At 70.9% G+C, this 20,581-nt stretch carries 13 protein-coding genes; 4 read left to right on the top strand and 9 right to left on the bottom strand.

What is annotated here, in order from left to right:
• Positions 1–113: 113 nt before the first annotated feature.
• Positions 114–1,409, bottom strand: a complete 1,296-nt coding sequence (nhaA, locus tag BMY61_RS31850; protein ID WP_052438636.1) for a Na+/H+ antiporter NhaA — start codon at positions 1,407–1,409, stop codon at positions 114–116.
• A 184-nt stretch (positions 1,410–1,593) separates the two neighbouring features.
• On the opposite strand from nhaA, the gene BMY61_RS31845 reads away from it, so the two are divergent.
• The gene (locus BMY61_RS31845) at positions 1,594–2,001 is read left to right on the top strand and encodes a DUF7144 family membrane protein (protein WP_236655985.1); all 408 of its coding nucleotides are present in this window, start codon (positions 1,594–1,596) and stop codon (positions 1,999–2,001) included.
• 34 nt (positions 2,002–2,035) lie between these two features.
• Here the strand turns inward: BMY61_RS31845 and BMY61_RS31840 are convergent, their stop codons facing one another.
• The 7 genes from BMY61_RS31840 to BMY61_RS31810 form a co-directional block, all read right to left on the bottom strand.
• Complete coding sequence (locus BMY61_RS31840; protein WP_042446742.1) at positions 2,036–5,146, bottom strand: discoidin domain-containing protein; 3,111 nt, start codon at positions 5,144–5,146, stop codon at positions 2,036–2,038.
• Between the two features lie 111 nt (positions 5,147–5,257).
• Positions 5,258–6,184 (bottom strand): ROK family protein, encoded by a 927-nt coding sequence (locus BMY61_RS31835; RefSeq protein WP_042446744.1) that lies wholly within the window; start codon positions 6,182–6,184, stop codon positions 5,258–5,260.
• Positions 6,181–7,884, bottom strand: coding sequence for a class I mannose-6-phosphate isomerase (locus BMY61_RS31830; RefSeq protein ID WP_042446746.1), 1,704 nt, complete (start codon positions 7,882–7,884; stop codon positions 6,181–6,183). Before BMY61_RS31830 ends, BMY61_RS31835 begins: the two co-directional genes overlap by 4 nt.
• Positions 7,885–7,927: 43 nt before the next feature.
• Positions 7,928–10,573 (bottom strand): glucosidase family protein, encoded by a 2,646-nt coding sequence (locus BMY61_RS31825; protein WP_042446749.1) that lies wholly within the window; start codon positions 10,571–10,573, stop codon positions 7,928–7,930.
• Positions 10,570–11,484: a carbohydrate ABC transporter permease gene (locus BMY61_RS31820; RefSeq protein WP_236655986.1), complete on the bottom strand. Its 915-nt coding sequence runs from the start codon at positions 11,482–11,484 to the stop codon at positions 10,570–10,572. Before BMY61_RS31820 ends, BMY61_RS31825 begins: the two co-directional genes overlap by 4 nt.
• Positions 11,481–12,371, bottom strand: a complete 891-nt coding sequence (locus BMY61_RS31815) for a carbohydrate ABC transporter permease (protein WP_042446751.1) — start codon at positions 12,369–12,371, stop codon at positions 11,481–11,483. Before BMY61_RS31815 ends, BMY61_RS31820 begins: the two co-directional genes overlap by 4 nt.
• Positions 12,372–12,461: 90 nt before the next feature.
• Positions 12,462–13,742 (bottom strand): ABC transporter substrate-binding protein, encoded by a 1,281-nt coding sequence (locus BMY61_RS31810; protein ID WP_042446753.1) that lies wholly within the window; start codon positions 13,740–13,742, stop codon positions 12,462–12,464.
• A 191-nt stretch (positions 13,743–13,933) separates the two neighbouring features.
• Here BMY61_RS31810 and BMY61_RS31805 point away from each other — a divergent pair, with 191 nt between their 5' ends.
• From BMY61_RS31805 to BMY61_RS31795, 3 genes are all read left to right on the top strand, one after another.
• The gene (locus BMY61_RS31805) at positions 13,934–14,956 is read left to right on the top strand and encodes a LacI family DNA-binding transcriptional regulator (protein ID WP_042446754.1); all 1,023 of its coding nucleotides are present in this window, start codon (positions 13,934–13,936) and stop codon (positions 14,954–14,956) included.
• Positions 14,957–15,216: 260 nt separating this feature from the next.
• Positions 15,217–18,063: a glycosyl hydrolase family 95 catalytic domain-containing protein gene (locus BMY61_RS31800; protein WP_042446757.1), complete on the top strand. Its 2,847-nt coding sequence runs from the start codon at positions 15,217–15,219 to the stop codon at positions 18,061–18,063.
• Positions 18,064–18,092: 29 nt separating this feature from the next.
• Entirely contained in the window at positions 18,093–19,754 is a 1,662-nt protein-coding gene (locus tag BMY61_RS31795) for a CocE/NonD family hydrolase (RefSeq protein WP_236655987.1), read from the top strand.
• On the opposite strand, the gene BMY61_RS31790 is transcribed toward BMY61_RS31795, so the two are convergent.
• Positions 19,748–20,425 carry a FadR/GntR family transcriptional regulator gene (locus BMY61_RS31790; protein ID WP_042446760.1) on the bottom strand — a complete coding sequence of 226 codons (678 nt, stop codon included), beginning with the start codon at positions 20,423–20,425 and terminating at the stop codon, positions 19,748–19,750. The genes BMY61_RS31795 and BMY61_RS31790 overlap by 7 nt on opposite strands.
• Between the last annotated feature and the right edge of the window lie 156 nt (positions 20,426–20,581).

Raw genomic sequence — 20,581 nt, 5'->3', positions numbered from 1 at the left:
CCGGGTGGGGAAAGCCGGGCGGGGAAGGCCGGGCTGGGAAGGCCGGACGGGGAAAGCCGTCAGGCCGTCAGGATGCGCTGCTGCGCCTGCGCGAACTCCTCGTCCCCTTCGATTCAGACGCCCGTACCACCCACCCCGCGAGGCGGGCCTCCCGTCCCGGTGAGCGGGCCTGACCCGGTCGGCCCGACCGGCGTCGTCGGCGCGGGCGTCCCGGGCGCCGTGCTGCCGCGCGCCAGCGCGCGCATCGCCACCACGCCCAGGACGGCGGCGGCGGCCGACGCGGTGAGGATGCCGATCCTCGCGTGGCCCGCGAGGACCGGATCGCCGAAGGACAGGTCGGTGACGAACAGGGCGACGGTGAAGCCGATGCCGGCCAGCAGGCCGACCCCCCACACCATGCGCGGCGCGACGCCGGGCGGCAGGGCGCCGACGCCCAGCCGCCGCACGGCGAACGCGCCCGCGGCCACGCCCAACGGTTTGCCCACCAGGAAGCCGACGATGACGGCCCAGGTCACCCGGCTGCCGAAGGCCTGGCCGAGCAGACCGCCCCGGACGTCCACGCCGGCGTTGGCCAGCGCGAACAGCGGCACCACGAGGAAGGCCGAGACGGGGTGCAGCGTGCGCTCCAGCCCGCCGATCACGTCCCGGCCCTCGACCGGGCGCGCCGGTGTCATCAACCCGAGCACGGCGCCGAAGATCGTAGCGTGGACCCCGGAGTGGAAGCCGGTGTACCAGACGAACACCCCCACGGCGGCGTAGGCCGCGACGGACACCACGCCGACGACACGCATCAGCACGACCACGCCGAGCCCGGCGAGCGCGGCCAGCAGCCAGCCCCAGGACAGGCCGGTGCTGAAGGCGATCCCGATGACGACGACGGCGATGATGTCGTCCACGATCGCCACCGACAGCAGCATCGCCCGGACCCCCGAGGGGACACCCCGCCCGGCCAGGGCGAGCACACCGACGGCGAAGGCGATGTCGGTGGCCATGGGGATGCCCCAGCCCCGCGCGGCCGCCCCGCCGTGCGTCACGGCCAGGAACAGGACGGCAGGCACGACGCAACCGCCCAGCGCCGCCGCGACCGGCAGCACGGCCGTGCGCCGCTCACTGAGCTCCCCTACCACCAACTCGCGCTTCATCTCCAGGCCGGCGACGAAGAAGAACAGCGTCATCGCTCCGTCGTTGATCCAGTGCTGCAGGTCGGCGGTGATCGAGACCGGGCCGGCACCGATCGTCAGCGGTGCGTGCCACAGGCGCAGATACGCCTCGGACGCGGAGCTGTTGGCCCACACCAGGGCCGCCACCGTGGCGACCAGCAGCACCACTGCTCCGGCCGCCTCCTCGGCCAGGAACGTCTTGAGGACCACGGTGATGCTCCGCGACCGCGGCTCCGGGTCGTCCGTCATGCGCCTCTCCCGTTCACGGACAACACATCTCACGCCGACCTGGCCGCCGGCCGCGTCGGCTCGCGTGCTTGGCCCGTTCGGGCGACTCCGCGGTCGATTCGCGCCACCCGAGGATCGAGCTCAGGCTGGATGAAGGGGCCACTCCTGTGATTCCGCCGAGCGCGCCGAAAGGACAGTGGCGGCCATGGCCACGACACCTCATGCACAGTGGGACGACACCCGCGCCGGCGACGCACGGCTCCCCGGCCCCTCCCTGTTCGCCGGCACGGTCCTCCTCCTGACCGGGCCGCTCAGCATCCTCCTGGGTGTGACGGGGATCCACCGCGACCACGTCTTCAATCCGGCGAGATACGTCTACCGGTTCGATCTCACCGCGTGGGGCTGGATCCACCTCGTGATCGGCGTGGCCCTCGTGGCCGCCGGTATCGGCGTACTGGCGCGGCGGAGCTGGGCACGCTGGCTCGGCGTGACCGTCGCGGCGGTCAGCCTCGTCACCCAGTTCATGTTCCTGCCCTACTACCCGCTCTGGGCGATCACCGTCATGTCCCTCGACCTGCTCGTGGTGTGGACGCTCACGAGGTTCCGCACCTGACCGGGAGCGGGGCGAGGGCCATGACGACCCGAACTCAGCTCGCGAACACCTGGACTTCGGACAACTGCCCGGCAGGCCAGCCGGTGTTCCCGGTGAACGTGAGCCTCAGATAGCGGATCCCCGTCGACGCGAACGTCGCCGTCACGGTGTTCCCGGTGTTCGGGTCGAAGGCGTACCCCTGTGACGGCGCCAGGGTCGTCCAGGTCGTGCCGTCCGTGCTCCCCTGGATCAGGACGGCCTGGGTCCGCGCTCCCCAACTGGCCGAAGGTGGAAGATCCATGACGATGCGTCCGACGCTCACCGACGACCCCAGGTCCACCTGGAACCACTGCGGGAAGGCGTTGTTGGTGCTCTCCCAGTAGCTCGACGTGTTCTCGTCGACCGCGTTCGCCGGGACGTAGGACTGGACATAGCCGCTCGCCGTCGCCGGGCGGTTGAGTGCCAGGTTCGGGTTCGCCGTCACCCCGGTGCCCGAGAGCGCGACGGTGAGCGGGCTGTTCGGGGCGCCGCTCGCGACGGACAGGGTGCCGCTCGCCGCGCCGCTCGTTGTCGGCGCGAACTGGACCGTGACGGTGCAGCTGGCCCCGGCGGCGAGCGAGGTGCCGCAGGTGTTCGTCTGACCGAACGGTCCGCTGACGCCGACCGAGGTGATCGCCGCCGCGACGCCGCCGGGATTGGTCACCGTCACGGCCTGCGCGCCGCTGGTCGTCCCCACGGAGACCGCGCCGAAAGCCAGGCTCGACGCGGAAGCCGTCAGCGCGGCCGCGCCCGAGGATCCGGTGAAGGCCAGGTCGTCGGCGTTCCACCCACCGTTGTCCTGGTTCAGGGTGAGGACCTGCTGACCGGCGGGCAGGGTGACCGTGGCCGTCACCGTGGTCCAGTTCTGCCAGCCCCCGGTCTGGGGGATGTCCACCGGCCCGGACAGATCCGTCCCGGCCGCACCGGAGAGGTGCAGCGCGTCGGTGACGGCGGACGGTGCCGCGACGCGCAGGCCGACGGTGTACGGGCCGGCGGTCGCGACGTCGACGGTGTAGCGGAACCACTGGCCACCGGAGGTCCACCCGAGGTCGTAGCCGCCTCCGGTGTCCGAGGTGGTCTCCAGGTCGACGCCGTCGGAGCGGTAGGCGTTGCCGGTCCCGTTGGTGGAGTTGACGTGGTAGCCGACGCCTTCGCCGCCGGTGTCGTAGTTCTCCGCCTGGACGGTGCCGGGGATCGCGGCCGCGGTGCCGCCGTAGGGTCCCTCGGGCGGCGTGGTGCCCTGCCAGCTGTTGTTGCTCAGCGTGGCGGTGAAGCCGCCGGAGTTGTTCAGGTACGGGGACGTCCCGGCGCCGAGTCCGGTCACCGTGTTGCCGGTGATCGACGCCGAGCCGGTGGGCGCCGGGTAGTAGGGCGGTTGGATGACGATTCCGTTGCGCCACGGCGAGGTGACCGTGTTGTTCTGCAGGGTCGTGTGGGTGGACTGCGAGAAGCCGATCCCGTCGTACAGCGCGTTGACGACCGTGTTGTCGTCCACGTCGACGCTGTCGACCACGCCGACGTTCTGGCCGTCGCCGCCGTTGCCGATCTGCAGGGCCGGCTGGCCCTGGCTGTAGCCGTTGCCGCCGGATCGCACGACCGTGTTGCCCGTGACGGTGGCCGAGGTCAGGTCACTGCCGTTGACCCCGAAGCGCCCGGCGCCCAGGCCGATGTAGCGTGCGGTGTCGCTGATGTAGTTGTTCTGGACGTGGTGGCCGCCACCCCCGTAGATGCCGATGCCTTTGCCGCCCCAGGGGGCGATCAAGGTGTTGTTCGACAGGGTGATGTTCGACATGGCGGTGTAGTACGTCGTGGTGCTGCCGTTGGTGTTGTAGGCCACGGAGTTGATGGCCATCGCGTCGTCGCCGGTGCCGCGGACGAAGTTGTTGGTCGCGGTCAGGTTGCTGCCGGTGGTGCCGGTGAGCGAGACGTTGTTGAGGTTGATGCCGTCGGCCCATTCGGTGGTGACCCTGCTGTTCTTCACCGTGCCGCCGCTGCCGGAGGCCCAGAATCCGGACTCGACGTGTTGGCTCCAGATGCCGTCGGCCACCCAGTTCGTGCCGGTGGTGTCCATGGCGCCGCCGTCGCCGCCTGCCGTCCCGCGGCTGGTCGCGTCGGAGTCCAGGTGGAAGTTCTCGACGCTGCACGAGGTCACCGAGAAGATCGCTGCCAGGCCCTGGTTGTTGGGCAGCGGCACGTCCCGGTAGATGGTGGAGTACCACATGCCGGCGCCGGCGATGGTGATGCCGGTGGCCTGCAGGCCGGTGGTGCCCTTGAGGTAGAAGGTGCCCTGCGGGATCCAGAGGATCTTGCCCTGGGCCTCGGCCTGGTTGATGCAGTTCTGGATCGCCGCCGTGCTGTCGGTGGCGGCGGCGTCCGCGCTGCCGTTGGTCGGCGCGTTGTCGGCCACCGCCCCGCAGGAGGTGATCGACAGGGAGTTCGCCGGCTGCGCGATCGGCGCCGGCGGGTTCTCCACGTCGATGACGTCGACGTCGTAGAAGGCCGCGGTGTCGGACGAGCTCTTGACGAGCGACAAGGTACTGCCCGGGGCGATCGGGGCACCGGTGACGAAGGTGTGCGACTCGTCCCAGAAGTCCCGGGGGTCGCCGTCGGCGGGGTTCTTGTCGTCGCCGTTGTTGTAGTTGGTGCCCTCGTAGATCCAGCTCTGCTTCGAGTTAAGGTTCAGGGTCTGGCGGTAGACGCCGTCGACGTAGAGGTCGAGCGTCGCCGTGATGCCGCCGCCTGAGGGCGCGTCAGGGATACTGGCCCGCACGTTGACGAAGCTGATCGGCTGCCCGGTGGTGTTCGTCCACTGCACTCCCTGCCCGGTGCCGGCCAGGTGGACGTAGGCGTGGCCGGACGCCTCCAGCGCCGGGCTGGAGTACTGCGTCGTCGGCGCCGCGGTCAGCGAGACGACCGACGCGCCGCCCAGCAGGGTGCCGTTCTCCGCCTCCAGGCTCGTGAACGGCGTGGTGGCGCCGACCGTCGCGGCGGCGGGGGCCGAGCGACCGGCGGAGGTGGCGGCGTCACCGCGGTGGGCGGCGCCGCCTGCGGCGAGGAGCCCCACGACGAGCGCGGCCCCGGCAAGACTGCTGGTCAGGGCGCGGCGCAGGGACGGCGTGGGTCTCATCGCGACTCCTCGGCTCATACAGAAGGGGCGAGCACTGCGCTGGGTGAGGCACCGCACACCGTAACTTCCGATATCGACTGACGGAAGAGCCTGACTGAAACATGCAAAAATTCAACGGAGATCGGCGGCCTGACGGGTCGTCGCCACGTACGCCGCTCCGAGCAACGCTGCGGTTTCCGGGAGTTGGGCACGGACGAGGTCGGTGCGGCCGGCTCTCTCGGGGACCGCGTCGGCGAGCCCCTCCCGCAGGGGCTCCGCGACGAGGTCCCAGGACGACGCGATGGAACCGCCGACGACGAGCACGGACGGATCGAACGCCGCGAGCGCGGGGCCGAGCGCGAGGCCCAACGCGCGGAACGCGCGGAACAGGACGTCCGCCGCCAGGCGCTCCCCCTCCCGCGCCCGCAGGGCGATCTCCCGCACGTCCGGCGGCGACAAGGTGCCCGCGGCCTGGCCGTAGGCGCGCCGCAACGCGCGACGCGACACGGTCTCCTCGAGCGGCTGCCCCGCGTATCGCAGCAGGTGCGCCCGTCCCTCGGACGGGATCCCGGGCCCCTCACGCACGACCCGGCCGTCCCGCAGGAAGCAGGAGCCGACGCCCGTGCCCAGGGTGATGCCGACCACCGAGCGGTGTCCGCGCGCGGCCCCGGCCCACCACTCACCGAGCACGAAGGCGTCCGCGTCGTTGCAGAAGGCGACGTCGGCGGCGCCGGGGAGCCGCGCCGTCAGCGCGGCACGCAGGTCGACACCACGCAGCGCGTCGAACTTCCCGACGCCCTCGTAGCGTCCGATGCCGTGCTCGTAGTCGAACGGGCCCGGCACGGCGAGCACCCACCGGCCGCTCCCGCCCTCGGGCAGGCGCGCGGCGCACCGCACCAGGGCCGCCACGACGGCATCCGCGCTGCCGTCGCCGTCCAGGGGCTCCCGGAAGGACCGGCCGCGGTGCAGCGTGCGGGTCCCGACGTCCACGTGCGCGGCGGTGACATGGGTGCCGCCCACGTCCATGACGGAGACGACGGCCGCAGGATCGGGGCTCATCGCACCAGCGCCTTGACGTAGCGGACCGGCCCGGAGCCGAGCGCGCGCACGCGGTAGTCACCGACGCAGGCCGGCACCGTCAACGTCTCGGCGTAGGCGAGCTCGTAGCGGTGGCCGGAGTCCGTCTCCACCACGACGCCCTCGCCCGCCACGACGTTGACGATGTGGAACCGCCCGTCGGTGGTGTCCTCCACCACCGCGTCGCGGGCGAGTTCGAAGCGGCGGACCTCGAAGAACATCTCGGGGAGCCGGCCGATGACGTCCTCGCGCCAGCCCTCACCGGCCCGCAACTCCTGCGGCTGCTGGACCAGGTCGCGGGCCACGTCCTCCCCCACCCGGGCGCGGTTGAGGTTCTCGAAGGCGTGCCCGACATGAACCGGACGCGGCTTGCCGGCGCCGTCCTTCCGCAGCCAGTCGTAGAAGCGGAGGCTGTAGAGGTAGGGGGTGGCGCTGATCTCCAGCACGACGTTGCCCTCGCCGCTGCCGTGCGGGGTGCCGCCGGGGATGAGGAAGAGCTGGTGCTGCTCGGCGGGGAAGGTCTGGACGTAGCGCTCGATGTCGAACGGCTCGCCGTCGTGGAAGGCGTGGTCCGCCTCGCGCCGGAACTGTTCGAGGTCGGCGTCCTCGTGCAGGCCCAGGAAGACCTTGCGGTCGGGCCCGCCGAGCATCATGTAGTAGGTCTCGTGCTGGGTGTAGGGCCAGCCGAACACCCGCTGCATGTAGTCCGGTTGCGGATGGCAGTGGACGGAGAGGTTGCCGCCGCCGACGGTGTCGAGGTAGTCGAAGCGGATCGGGAAGGAGGTGCCGAAGGCGGCGTGCACGGGCTCCCCGAGCACCTCCTGCGGGTGGAGGGCGACCAGCGCCTGCAGCGGGACCTCGACGCGCGCACCCTCCTGCGTGCCGACGAGGATTCCGCTCTCGGGTGCGATGAGCTCGTAGCCCAGGGCGGTGTTGGCCGCGTCGCGGTTGAAGCCGAGCTGTTCCTGGGCCCAGTGTCCGCCCCAGGAGGTGGTGTTGAAGGTGGGTCGGGTCCGGAACGGCTGCGCGGCCAGGTCGGCCAGGGCGCCGCGCAGGGCCGGTCCGTCGAGCCAGGACGGCGTCTCGGGGTCCTGGGTGTCCAGCCACAGGTCGATGTCGGCGAGGATCGCGTCGCGGTGCCGGTCGAGGACGGGCCAGTCGATGTAGAACAGTCGACGCGTCGTCCCGGCCCCGGTTCCGGCGGGCTGGCCCAGGTTGCGGCCGGTGCCGCCGGTGATGGCGGCCTCGGCGTAGCGCTTGGGCAGGTCCGCGTACCAGAGCCGGTCGTGCGCGACCAGGGCTGCGCCGGGGCCGAGGACGACGGTCACGCCGCCGGGAACGGGCTCGACCCGTGGGGTTTCGGCGAGGAAGCTGGCCAGGCCGGCCTGGGAGAGCGGCGCGAAGTCCGGGTCGTCCTCCAGGACGGCGGACCCGGTGAGGTCGAGGATGTCCTGCCAGTCGGCGTAGTGCTCGCGCAGGTCGACCGGCTTGGCCGCGATCCCGCGGGCGGCCAGGGCGTCGCAGACCCCGGCGGCGACCGCCTCCCAGTCGACGGCGACGGGCCCGTCGACGGCGAGGACCTGCCCGGCGGTGAGGTCGGCGACCGCCTCACGGTACCCGGCGCCGACCGCTGAGGTGATGCGGTGACAGGGTTCGGCTTCGTAGCCGCGAACCAGCGACATGGTGCTGTCGGCCTTTCTCAAAAGAAGTGCGGTGCGGTGGCGTTCAGTTGGCCGGACCGAGACCGGTCAGCGTGCCGATCCCGTCGACGGTCAGCGTGTGCGGGCGCGCGACCGGAACGCCGTGGGCGAAGCTCGGGTCGAGGTCGAACAGGGCGGACAGCACCGCCTCGGTCGCGGCGGCGCCCGCGATGCAGTCGCGGTTGGAGACGCCGCGTTCGGCGACCTGGGCGCGGTGCTCGCCGTCCGGGCCGGTGACGATCTCCATGGCCTGCCCCCAGACGCCGCCGGAGGCGGCGGCGGTAAGGTCGCGCAGGAGGGTGACGGCCCGGTCGCGGTAGCCAAGCCGGGCCAGACCGTGGGCCGTGGCACCGGGCCAGGCGCAGAACGCTCCGGCGGCGCCGTGGTCGGGCCGGTCGGAGGCGGCGGCGATCGGGTCGTCGGGGCTGAGCGCGCGCATCCATCCGCCCACCAGCAGACGGTCGGTGACGAAGTCGGCCATCTCGCGGCGGACGTCCGCGTCGAGGTCGTGGTGGAGGTGGGCCGAGACCAGGCCGAAGTCCAGGCAGTGGCCGATCGTGTCGGTGCCGTCCGGCCGGCGGATCTGCCAGCGGCCCGCGCCGGCGTACAGATCGAGAACCGCCCGCGCCAGCACGTCCGCCTCGGCCTCGGCCCGGTCGGCGTCCTCGTGGCGGCCGCGCTGCCGGTACAGCCCGGCCAGCGAACGGGTCGCCCCGACATAGGCGCCGTTGAAGGAGGCGACGACGCCGGTGTAGGTGGGGACGCACTCCAGCAGGTTCCACGCGTCGTCGCCGAAGTCGGCGAGGACGCCGCCGGTGGCGGCACTGCGCTTGTCGCGCCACCCGAAGCCGAGCCGCTCCAGGTGTTCCAGGACCGTGGCTCCGCCGGTCTCCTGGTCGAGGAAGTCGGTGTCCCCGCTGAGGCAGACGTAGTGTTCGATCAGCCGGAACAGGGCGTGGTCGTTGGCGCTGTAGGCGTTGCCCAGCGGTCCGCCGCTGCGGGCCTCGATGCCGAAGGAGTCCTTGTAGGGACCGACCAGGACGCGGGTCAGCCAGGAGCGCAGTCCGGCCGGTTCCAACAGCGCGTACATCCGGCTCCACTCGCAGTGGTCCCAGAAGTAGGTCGTGGTCGGGCCGAGGCGGGGGCCCCCGGTGAGGAAGACCGGCTCGCCCGGCCGGATGCGGATGTTGCGCATGTAGAGCGCTTGCAGCGCGCCGAGGTAGTACGTCTCCGCGAGGCCCGGGTCCTCGGTGGTCAGCACCGGCAGGTGCCCGGAGAAGTCGGGATTGCCGGGCGTGAACATGTTGGTCCAGTGCGCCCGCCAGCCCTCCTCCCCCGCGCGCAGCGTGCCCTGGAAGTCCGCCGCGGCGGCGCGCGCCTCGGCCAGGACGGTGTCGGCGTCGGTCCCGTAGGCGCAGGCGAGGGCGACGGTCGCGCTCGCCCCTGGCTCGAGCCGGACGGTCCAGGTGGCGCAGCCGCCGGGACCCTCGACCTGCAGGGCCGTCGGCGCGTCGGCGAAGGCGTAGGCGGCGCGGGCCGGGGAGCAGGTGTCGGCGATGGCGACGGCCTGACCGTCCAGGTGCGCGGTCCAGCGGCGCGACCGGGTCCAGTGCCGGGTCCGGGCGATCTCGCGACCGCCCAGGCGCAGCGCGACGTGGTCGGCCTCGATGTGCGCGCTGACCTGGTGCCACTCCCCGGCCGGCAGCGTGGCGTCGGTGAACTCGCGTTCCCCGGTGATGCCGAGCCAGAGGCGGCCGCCGTCGAGGCCGACCTGTAGCGAGTCGGGGTGGTTGCCGTGGGTGAGTACGGTGCCCGTCTGGCCCTCGGTGGCAAGGCGCAACTCGAAGGTGACCGTCTGGCCGGCAGCGAGGGCGAAGGCGTCCAGGGTTGCCTCGTCCTCGACGGCCAGCGTGATCGCATCCTCGGCGCAGAGGATCGACGTGCCGTCAGCGGACTCGACGCGCAGCGCGCGCACGGCGCCCGCGACGCCGACGCGGGGCTCGGGCTCCTTGTCGTGGCTGACGTGGGCGGGGAGCGCGTCGTCCAGCAGCATCGGGCCGTGGTCCTCGTCGCGCTGGATCCCGGGGATGCGCGGGCGGCCGAGCCGGAGCCTGCGCGCGGCGGGCGAGAGCAGGTAGGAGTCTCCGCGGCCCCCGGTGGTGGCGCGGATGCGTTCCAGCGCCATGAAGTCGTGGTGCTGGCCGTGGTTCCAGGGGCCGTCGTAGAGCCACCCGTAGCCGACCTCGGTGTGGGCGACCATGGCGAACAGGTCCTGGGACAGCTCGACGGTCCTGGCGTCGGCACCCTCGTTGGTGACGCTGACCCGCCACAGCAGCAGGTCCCGGGACAGCGCCATGCGGGTGTCGGTGGTCAGCCGCAGGCCGTCGCCGCGGTGCTCGCGGATGACGCCCCACGGCTTCCAGCGAAACCGCTGGGCGGCGGGGACGGAGCCGTCCACCCGCAGTTCGCCGGTGTGGTAGCCGAAGGTGAACGGCGGGGCGACCAGCCAGGACAGCGAGGTCAGATCGTGGTTGACGTGGCCCTGGCCCTGCTGGTTGCGCAGGGACGGCAGGTGGGCGATCTCGTCGAGGCCGACCCAGCGCCCGGCGACGGCGTCCAGGTCGGGGACACCCGCCTCGACGACGGGGGCCGCTTCGGTCTTGGTGGTCACTTGCTGGCTCCCGAGGTGAGTCCGGCGATGAACTGCTTCTGCAGGGCCAGGTAGCCCGCGACGGGAATGACCGCCGCCAGGAGCATCACGCCGAACAGCTGCGCGTAGTTGGTGGAGTACTGGCCGACCGACAGGTAGATGCCGGTGGTGATCGTCTGGCCCTTGAGCGGGCCGAGGATGAACTGCGGGTTCATGAAGTCGTTCCAGATCCACAGCGACAGGAAGATCGCCACGGTGGCGGTGGCCGGACGCAGCAGCGGCATGACGATCTTCCACCAGATCCGCAGGCTGCCGGCGCCGTCCACGGTCGCGGCCTCGATGATCTCGGCGGGGATGGAGCGCAGGAAGCCGGAGTAGACGAAGACCGCGAAGGAGAGGTAGCCGCCGCCGACGTTGGCCAGGATCAGCCCGGGATAGGTGTGGTCCAGGTGCAGGAACGTCAGGATGCGGATCGTGGGCAGCAGCACCACGGCGGGCGGGATCATCAGACCGGCCGCGAACCCGCCCAGCACGATCCCCCGGAACCGCGCGGACCGCCGGGACAGCCAGAAGCTGAACGCCGAGCCGAGCGGGATGATCAGCAGCACCGAGGCGACGACGGTCAGCGCGGAGTTGCTCAGGCCGATCTCGATGATGCGGTCCGGCCGCGACAGCGCGTCGGTGAGGTTGCGCAGGGTCGGCGGCGCGGGCGGGGCCGCCGGGTTGCTGATGATCTGGTCCTGCGACTTGAACGCGTTGACGAGGGTGAGGTAGATCGGGCTGACGAAGGCCAGTGTGATCAGGCCGGCCGCCACCAGGTGTCCCTTGGTGGCCCAGGCCCGCAGGCCGCGGCGCGGCACGGACGCGGGCACGGCCGTCGCGGTGACGGCCGGACGCTGGGCGGCCGTCCGCGGCTCGGTCGATGCGGTCACAGTTCCACCTCACGACGGCGCAGCAGGCTGGTGACGGTCAGGGCGATGCCCGCGGAGACGACGAGCAGCAGCATGGCGACGGCGGAGGCGTAGCCGTAGCGGTCGTCGGTGAAGGCGAGCTGGATGATGTAGAGGGCGGTGGACTGCGTGGAGTCGGCGGGGCCGCCCGAGGTGAGCACCGCGATGATGTCGTAGAGCTTGAGCATGGTGATCAGCGAGATGGTGACGCTGATCGTCGTGCCGGGGGCGAGCATCGGGAAGGTGATGTGCCGGAACCGCTTCCAGCGGCCGGCTCCGTCGACCATCGCGGCCTGGTAGAGCTCGACCGGGATGGACTGGAGTGCGGCGAGGTGGACGACGGTGGTGAACCCCGTCAGCACCCAGGCGGCGACCAGGCCCACGGAGAACATCGCCAGGTGGGGGGTGCCGAGCCAGGTGACCGGCTGGCCGATGATCCCCAGGGAGAGCAGGACGTGGTTGAGGATGCCGTCCTGGGCCAGCAGGTAGCGCCAGACGAAGGCGACGATCACGCCGGACAGCACCTGGGGCAGGAACGCCACCGTGCGCATCACCCGGAAGCTCAGCGAGGTCTTGTTCAGCAGCGTCGCGAACCCGATCCCGGCGGCGTTGGCGACGAGCGTCACCGCGGCGGCCAGGATCAGCGTGAAGGTGAGGCTCGCGGCGAGCGCGCTGTCGTGCGTCATCTCCGTGTAGTTGGCGATCCCGACGAAGCGGGACTGAGCCAGCAGCGGGTTCTCGTCGGTCAGGCTCTTCCAGGCGCTCATGATCACCGGCACGAGGATGAACAGGACGTACAGGCCCAGCGCGACGACGGCGATCGTACCGAGGGCGGGGTCGCCGCGGCGTGGGCGGGCTCGGGTGGTCATGGCTCTTCCCTTGAGGAATGTCGGCGGCAGGGAGTCCGGCGCCGTGCCGGTGCGGAGCACGGCGCCGGGTGAGGGGGCGGGGGCAGGCTCCTACTTGGTCGCCGCGTCCCAGGCGGCGTCGAGCTTGGCCATCTGCCCGTTCACGTCGTCCGAGGTGAACAGCGCCTGGCTGGCCGCGTAGAAGGCGTCGTTGAGCCCGGACGGCATGGAGTCGTCGTTGGTCGCCCAGCCGAACGCCGAGACCTTGGTGTTCTGGTCGGTGACGTAGGAGTAGGAGTCCTTGAAGACCTGGGTGACGTTCACGTTGTAGTCGGCCAGGGTCTTGCCCTTGAGCATCGGGAACGCGCCGTCGCCCTCGATCAGGGTCTTGTAGTTGGCCGGGTCCAGCGACCAGGCCTCGGCGAAGGCGGTGGCCTTGGCCGGGTCGGCCGTCTTGGCGCTGATCGCCATGGAGCCGCCCACCGCGAAGGGCACGACGAGCGAGCCGTCGTCGGTCGGGGTCATGAAGGAGCCGAAGTCGTCGGCGTTGGCCTTGGGCACGGAGCCGAGGAACCAGCTGCCCATCATGTACATCGCGGTCTTGCCGGAGGTGAAGTTGGTGATCGAGTCGGCGTACTTGACGCCCAGCGCGCCGTCCTCGAAGTCCCCGTTCTTGACCATGGTGCGGTACTTGGCCACGGCCGCCTCGACGTTGGCGTCCGTGAAGTGGACCTTGCCGGCGTAGCGCTCCTGGAGCCAGTTCGGGTCCTTGCCCAGCACGTCCGCGGACAGAATGCCGACCAGCGGCATCGACGCGGCGAACGGGTCGCCGCCGCCGAGCTCGATCGGGGTCATGCCGGCGGCCTTGAGCTTGGCGTTCACCGCCATGAAGTCCGCCCAGGTCTTGGGCACCGCGGTGATGCCGGCCTTGGCGAACATCTTCTTGTTGTAGAAGACCATGGGGATGATCTGGGAGTTGGTCGGCGGGATGTAGACCTTGCCCTTGTAGGCGTTGCCCATGGGCAGCATGAAGTTCGCGTTCACCCAGTTCTGGTCGTACGGCTTGAGCAGGCCGGCCGTGGCGAACGTCGAGGGCGTGATCGACTGGAGCAGGTCGGGGAACTGCCCGGACGCCTGGAGCTGCTTGGCGTACGCGTCGCGGTCCGTACTCGGAGCGACGATCTTCTTGATCGTCAGGCCGGGGACCTTCTTCTCACCGTTGGCGATCGAGGTGTCCCAGAACGACGCCGTCAGGCTGGGGGTCTCGAAGGTGAGATACGTCAGGGTGGTGCCGCCCGCAGCCGCCGAGCCGCCGGTCGACGCGGCAGAGCAACCGGTGAGCAGGGCGAGCCCGGCGGCGATGCATGCCGCAGTCAGACGAGTGTGCCGCATGGGAGTCTGTCTCCTGAGTGGTGATGTGACCCGATGGGGGATGTGATCCGAGGGGTGGGGGGCGGATCGCGGTGCGTATCGACGCCTGGTCACCTTCGAGATAACGTTATCGCGAGGATAGGCTCGCGTTGCGGGAATGTGTCAAGAGTCGATCTGATAACGGTCCACAGGCAGAACGAGGAGTCAGCGGCATGAGTCAGGCACGGGGTGGGAACGGCGGCCGGCCGAAGCGGCCGACGATGGTCGACGTCGCCCGCGAGGCCGGGGTGGCCCTGCGGACGGTCTCGCGGGTGGTCAACAACGACCCCACCGTAGGACCCGAATATGTGAGCAAGGTCGAGGCCGCCATCGCCGCCCTGAACTTCCGCCCCGACGAGCGCGCACGCCAGCTGCGGACCGGCGTCACGGGGACCATAGGTGCCGCCGTCCGCAGGATCGCCGAGGTCAACCCGGAGCTGGCCGCCATCGAGCAGACGGCCCGCGACTGCGGGCTGACGCTGCTGGCGGCCTCCACGGACTTCGACGAGCCCAGGGAGCGGGAGATCCTGATCTCCATGTGCCGCCAGCGCCTGGACGGCATCATCGTCGAGCCGTACGGCGAGAACCACGCCTACCTGCAGCCGGAGCTGGACGCGGGCATGCCGCTGGTGGCGATGGACCGGCCGATGAGCGGCATCTCGGTGGACTGCGTCATGTCCGACAACGCCTCCGGCATCGGCATCGCGTTCCACCACCTCTCCCAGCACGGGCACCGCCGCATCGCCTACATCGGCGACAGCGAGCTCGTCTTCTCGGGCCGGGAACGCGCCGCCGCGTTCCGCGCCGCGCTGCGGGCCCACGGCCAGCCGATCGAGGGGCTGGTGCACCCCGGCCCGATCACCACCGAGCGCGTCTGCGCCGCGCTGGACACCGCCCTGCACGGCGACGACCCGGCAACCGCCCTGGTCACGGGCAACATGGACACCACGCTCACGGTCCTGCGGTGCCTCGGCCCGCAGGCCGCCGCGCAGCTGGCGATCGTCGGCTTCGACGAGGTGCCGCTCGCCGACCTGCTGCAGCCGGCCCTCACGGTGGTCGCCCAGGAGACCTTCACGATCGGCCGCACGGCCGTCGAGCTGCTGCGTGCCCGGATGGCCGACCCGAGCCGCCCGGTGCAGACCGTGGTCGTGCCGGTGACCTTGAAGGTCCGCGGTTCCGGGGAGCTGAAGCCCTAGTCTCCCCCGGGGCTTTCGGGGGTTTCCGGCGGATCACCGCCGTGTGACGGGAGTCTTGACACGCGCTCGGGGCACCCGCAATCTTTCGCGATAACGTTATTTCGCCACGGGCCCTCACTCCGTCGATTCCGCCATGCGCGTGAGGGCCCGGCCCCGGTGTCGCGGTCTGCGGCGTTCCCCCCGTCAAGGGTTCTCCCTGCGGTTCTCCCTGCGCGCCAGGCGACTTCCATCTCCCCACCCCGCGGATGAGAGGTCCGGTCATGAAGCTGAGAGTGCGACCCAGGAGGCTGGTCAGCGTCGCCACCGTGATGGGGCTCGCCGGTGCCATGGTCACCACGGCACTGTCGAGCCCCGCACTGGCGGACACGGTCACCGCCAACCAGGCCTGGCGCATCGCCCAGCAGTACACCGGGGTGTGGACCACCCCGCCCACGCAGCTGACCAGCGGCGAGAGTGTCGACGCACCCCTGATGGGCAACGGCGACCTCGGCGTGGCCGTCGGCGGGTCGATCGCGAACCAGACCCTGTACGTCGGCAAGAACGACTTCTTCTCCTCCTCCAGCCACGCGATCAAGCCGCTCGGCCGGATCGTGATCAACGCGTCCGGGCTCAACGGCTCCTCGTACCACGTGGTGCAGGACATCGCCCACGCCGAGGTCGACGGCACCTACACCCTGAACGGCCAGACGCTGACCACCAGCAGCTGGGTCGACGCGAACTCCGGCACGGTCGTCACCTCGTTCACCCTGGCCGGCGGCAGCGCGCAGAACATCGGCATCTCGCTCCAGAACGGCTCCGGCGGCACCCCGACCGTCGCCACCACCGGCAACGACCTCGACGCCGACGTCTACGCGGACACCGGCACCGGCAACGACCCGCACGCGCGGATGGCGGCGCGGATCATCGGCCAGGCCCAGACGATCTCGGGCAACACGCTGAGCATGACGCTCCAGCCCGGCGCCTCGGCGACGCTGGTCACCGGGATCGTCTCCAGCATCGACAGCTCGTCCTGGCAGTCGAGTGCCGACTCGCTGGTGCAGAGCCTCACGCAGACGGACGTGAACAACCACAACGCCGCGCACCGCTCCTGGTGGCAGAGCTACTGGTCGCAGTCGTTCGTCGAGATCCCCGACAAGGCCGTGGAGAAGAGCTGGTACGGCTCCCTGTACCTGCTCGGCTGCGTCTCCCGCTCCGGCAAGTACGCCCCCGGCCTGTGGGGCAACTGGATCACCGGGGCGATGAACTGGAACGGCGACTACCACACCAACTACAACTACGAGGCCCCGTTCTACGCCGCGCTGTCCACCAACCACATCGCGCAGATGGCCGCCTACGACCAGCCGGTCCTGGACTGGCAGTCCGCCGGCCAGTCCCTGGCGACGTCGAACGGCTACACCGGCGTGCTCTACCCGGTGGGCCTGTCGCCCAAGGGCACCAGCGCGGACACCAACCTGCACAACCAGAAGTCGAACGCGGCGAACCTCGCCAGCGACATGGTGATGCGCTTCGAGTACACCGGTGACACCACGTACGCCACCACCGTCTACCCCTGGCTCAAGCAGGTCGGCCTGTTCTGGCAGAACTACCTGACCTGGGACGCCACCAACAACCGGTACGTGATCACCAACGACGCCCCGCACGAGGACCAGGCCTACCCGCAGACCAACTCCGGCCTCTCGCTCGGCCTGGTCCACCTGCTCTTCCAGGGCCTGATCGACATGAGCACCGCGCTCAACCAGGACGCCACCACCCGCGCCACCTGGCAGAACATCGTCTCCCACCTCAGCGCGCTGCCGACGATGACGCTGAACGGCCAGACGATCCTGCGCGAGACCGAGGTCGGCAGCGACTTCTACAACGACGGCAACGACATCGACTCCCAGGCGATCTACCCCGGCAGCCTGATCGGCCTGGACTCCGGCTCGACCCTGCTGTCCACCGCGCAGAACACCATCGGCGCGCTGACCAACGCCTGGAACGGCAGCAACGCCCCGGCCACCTTCTACGCGGCCGCCGCGCGCGTGGGCTACAACCCGAACACCATCCTCACCAACCTGCACGACGAGGCGACCAACGAGAGCTACCCCAACATGGCCGTCCACCACAACGGCGGCGGGATCGAGAACATCAACGTCACCACGTCCGGCCTCGACGAGATGCTGCTGCAGTCGTTCCAGAACGACGTCAAGCTCTTCCCCGACTGGCCGGCCAACACCAACGCGAAGTTCGGGGACCTGCTCGCCTACGGCGACTTCGAGATCTCCAGCAGCCTGGCTGCCAACGCCGTCCAGTACGCCCGGGTGGTCAGCCAGAACGGCGGCAGCTTCACCTTCACCAACCCCTGGCCCGGCAGCGTCGAGGTCTACCGCAACGGCACCGACACCGGGACCGTCTCCGGCACGAAGATCACCATCGCCACCTCAGCCGGTGACACCCTCGACCTCGCTCCGGCCGGCACCTCGCTCGCGACGATCCAGACCGAGCTGACGCAGCCGCTGCAGACCAGCACCACCTCCACCTTCAGCTCCGGCTTCGAGTCCGGCGACCCGGCGCTGACCTGGACCGACACCGTCGACTCCACCGGCGGTGGCCTGTCCTCCGTCACCGGTCTCTGCTGCGGCCTGACCGGCCCCGAGGCCGGAATCCGCACCGGCGAGACCGCCCACACCGGCAGCGGCTCGCTGATGTACTCCGGCTCCGGGCAGGGCGGCAGCAACGTGCACGCCTACCTGAAGGTCTACGACCTCAGCGGCGCCCCCCTGGCGATCGGCTCCGGCAAGACCCTCAGCTACTGGATCTATCCGCAGAGCAACGCCACCACGCCCTATGTCTCCGCAGGCTCCACCAACAGCGAGTGTGTCGCCATCGACATGATCTTCACCGACGGCAGCACCCTGCGGGACTCGGGCGCCGTGGACCAGAACGGCAACGGCATCCATCCCGCGAAGCAGTGCGGGCGCCTGACGCTCGACGCCTGGAACCACGTGACGGTCAACCTGGGCACGAACAACGCCAACAAGCAGATCAGTCGGCTGCTGGTCGGCTACGACAACCCCAACTCCACCGGTGGGTACCGCGGCTACATCGACGACCTGACCATCGGCTGACGCCAGCCACACCAGAGGTAGGAGGTGCCGTGGCACATCACGCTCCCCGCGTCGCCCGGACCGAGGCCGACGTGGAGGCGACGATGCGCGACGGCACCGTCCTGCGTGCCGACCTCTACCGCCCGGCCGGGGCCGGGCCCTGGCCGGTGCTGCTGGCCCGCACGCCGTACGGCAAGCGGGATCCCGGCGTGCTGGCGCGCCTGGACCCGTGGGCCGCCGCCGGTCGCGGCTTCCTGGTCGTCGTCCAGGACTGCCGCGGGCGATTCCGCTCCGGCGGCCGGTGGCGACCGATGGTCCACGAGGGCGAGGACGGCTTCGACAGCGTCCAGTGGGCGGCCGGGCTGCCCGGCGCCGACGGGCGCGTGGGCCTGTACGGGCCCAGCTACCTCGGGCACACCCAGTGGGCCGCGATCGCCGCGCAGCCGCCGGCCCTTCGCGCGGCCGTCCCCGAGCTCACCTGGTGGGACCCCCGCGACGGGCTGATCGCACGCGGCGGCGCCCACGAACTCGGGCTGGTCACCCACTGGACGCTGACTCTCGGGCAGAACGTGCTGGAGCGCCGGTACGGGAACCGCCCCACCGAACGGGCACGCCGACTCGCCGACCTGGAGACGGCGCTGACGGACCTGGTGTCCGACACGTACTGGGAGCTGCCGGCCGACCGACTGCCCAGCCTGCACCGCCTGGCCCTGCCGCTGCCGGAGGCGACGCGACCATCGGTACCAGAGCGTTTGCCGCCGGTGCTGGTCGTGGCCGGCTGGTTCGACTGCTTCCTCCAGGGCAGCCTGGACGGCTACGCCGCCGCCGAGCGGGCTGGGGCGCCCGCTGCGTTGATCGTCGGCCCCTGGTCCCACACCGATCTGAGCGGCCGCCTGGGCGACGCCGACTTCGGCCCGGCCGCGGACGCGACGGGCCGTCTGCTCGCCCGGGAGCTGGACTGGCTGGACCGCCACGTCAGGGCCGCGCCGCCGGGACCGACGGGACCGCCGGGGCCGGAGGAGCCGTCGGGACCCTCGGGACCGCCGGGACCGGAGGAGCCGACGGTGGTGGTCTTCGTGATGGGCGTCAACCAGTGGCGGCCCCTTGCCGCCTGGCCGCCCCAGTCGCAGGAGGTGGCCTGGTACCTGCACGCGGGCGGGCGGCTCTCCCCGCGTCCCCCTGCGGCGGACGTACCGGACACGTCCTCGGACGAGTGCCGGTGCGACCCGGACGATCCGGTGCCCACGCACGGCGGTGCGATCCTGATGGCCCCGCAGTTCCCGGCCGGTCCGCTCGATCAGCGCGACATCGAGCGGCGCGAGGACGTCCTCGTCTACACCGGCGAGCCGCTGTCCGCGCCACTCGAAGTCATCGGACGTCTCCGGGTCGTGCTCGCCGCCGAGGCCGGCGCGCCCGGCTCGGACTGGGTGGCACGGCTCTGCGACGTCGGTACGGACGGGGTGTCCCGCACCGTCGCCGACGGAATCGTCCGAACCGACGGCAGCGCCACGGAGCACGAGATCGACCTGTGGTCGACCGCCCACGTCTTCCTGCCCGGACACCGCATCCGGCTTCAGATCACCGCGAGCTGCTTCCCGCGGTGGGACCGCGGCTCCGGCGGTGTCCGGCGGGTGCACCACGACGCCGCACGCCCGTCGCGGCTGATCCTGCCGGTGGTGCCGACCACAGAACCCGACGGGGGTGGTCAGTGACCGCCCGCGTCGCGGACCCAGCGCTCCAGGGCGGCCACGTGCACCGCGGCGGCGGCCGCCGCCAGTTGCGCGTCGCCGTCGCGCAGCGCGGCAAGGATCGCCTCGTGCTCACGGTGGGCGTGGTCGATCGCCTGGGCCGCCTCGGTGCCGCGCAGGATGCGCACCCGCTGGGTCTGCGTCGAGAGCATGTCCAGGATTGCCGACAGCACCGGGTTGGCGACCAGGTCCGCGATCGCGCGGTGGAAGTCGATGTCGCAGCGGATGAACTCCTCGACGTCCCCGGCCGCTGTCGCCTCGTCGAGGATCCTGCGCAGCGCCGCGAGGTCCTCCTCGGTCGCGCGGGTCGCGGCCAGCGCCGCGGCCTGGGGTTCGAGCAGGCGCCGGACCTGGAGCAGGTGCAGGGCGGTGGCGCCGCGCGAGACGTCCGAGACGAAGGAGAGGTTCTCCAGCAGCCGCTGCGGTTCGAGGTCGGAGACGTACGTGCCGTCGCCCTGGCGGGTGACCAGGATCTGCATCGCCGTCAGGGCGCGCACCGCCTCGCGCAGGGAGCTTCGGGACAGGCCCAACTGGAGGGCCAGTTCGCCCTCCTTGGGCAGCCGGGAGCCGGGCGGCAGCTCACCGGACACGATCATGGCCTTGATCTTGTCGATCGCCTGGTCGGTCAGGGCCATCGCGGTGCTCCTCGGATCGTGGGGGCTGGACTCGTGTCCATCATGATTCATCGGATGACTGAGCAGCAATAGTCGGATGAATCCTTGCGCAGTTGCCCTTCGGCTCGTAGATTCGTGGCATCCTCTCCCCCATTCATCGGATGTATTGGGGGCAAT

The organism is Streptacidiphilus jiangxiensis (assembly GCF_900109465.1).
GTDB lineage: Bacteria > Actinomycetota > Actinomycetes > Streptomycetales > Streptomycetaceae > Streptacidiphilus > Streptacidiphilus jiangxiensis.
Note: the sequence above shows the minus strand (reverse complement) of the source record. Positions and strands in the feature narration are given on the sequence as shown.

Coding starts and splice junctions, on each gene's coding strand:
- BMY61_RS31840 (WP_042446742.1), bottom strand. CDS start 5,146: ATGAGACCCACGCCGTCCCTGCGCCGCGCCCTGACCAGCAGTCTTGCC.
- nhaA (WP_052438636.1), bottom strand. CDS start 1,409: ATGACGGACGACCCGGAGCCGCGGTCGCGGAGCATCACCGTGGTCCTC.
- BMY61_RS31835 (WP_042446744.1), bottom strand. CDS start 6,184: ATGAGCCCCGATCCTGCGGCCGTCGTCTCCGTCATGGACGTGGGCGGC.
- BMY61_RS31805 (WP_042446754.1), top strand. CDS start 13,934: ATGAGTCAGGCACGGGGTGGGAACGGCGGCCGGCCGAAGCGGCCGACG.
- BMY61_RS31790 (WP_042446760.1), bottom strand. CDS start 20,425: ATGGCCCTGACCGACCAGGCGATCGACAAGATCAAGGCCATGATCGTG.
- BMY61_RS31815 (WP_042446751.1), bottom strand. CDS start 12,371: ATGACCACCCGAGCCCGCCCACGCCGCGGCGACCCCGCCCTCGGTACG.
- BMY61_RS31830 (WP_042446746.1), bottom strand. CDS start 7,884: ATGTCGCTGGTTCGCGGCTACGAAGCCGAACCCTGTCACCGCATCACC.
- BMY61_RS31810 (WP_042446753.1), bottom strand. CDS start 13,742: ATGCGGCACACTCGTCTGACTGCGGCATGCATCGCCGCCGGGCTCGCC.
- BMY61_RS31845 (WP_236655985.1), top strand. CDS start 1,594: ATGGCCACGACACCTCATGCACAGTGGGACGACACCCGCGCCGGCGAC.
- BMY61_RS31800 (WP_042446757.1), top strand. CDS start 15,217: ATGAAGCTGAGAGTGCGACCCAGGAGGCTGGTCAGCGTCGCCACCGTG.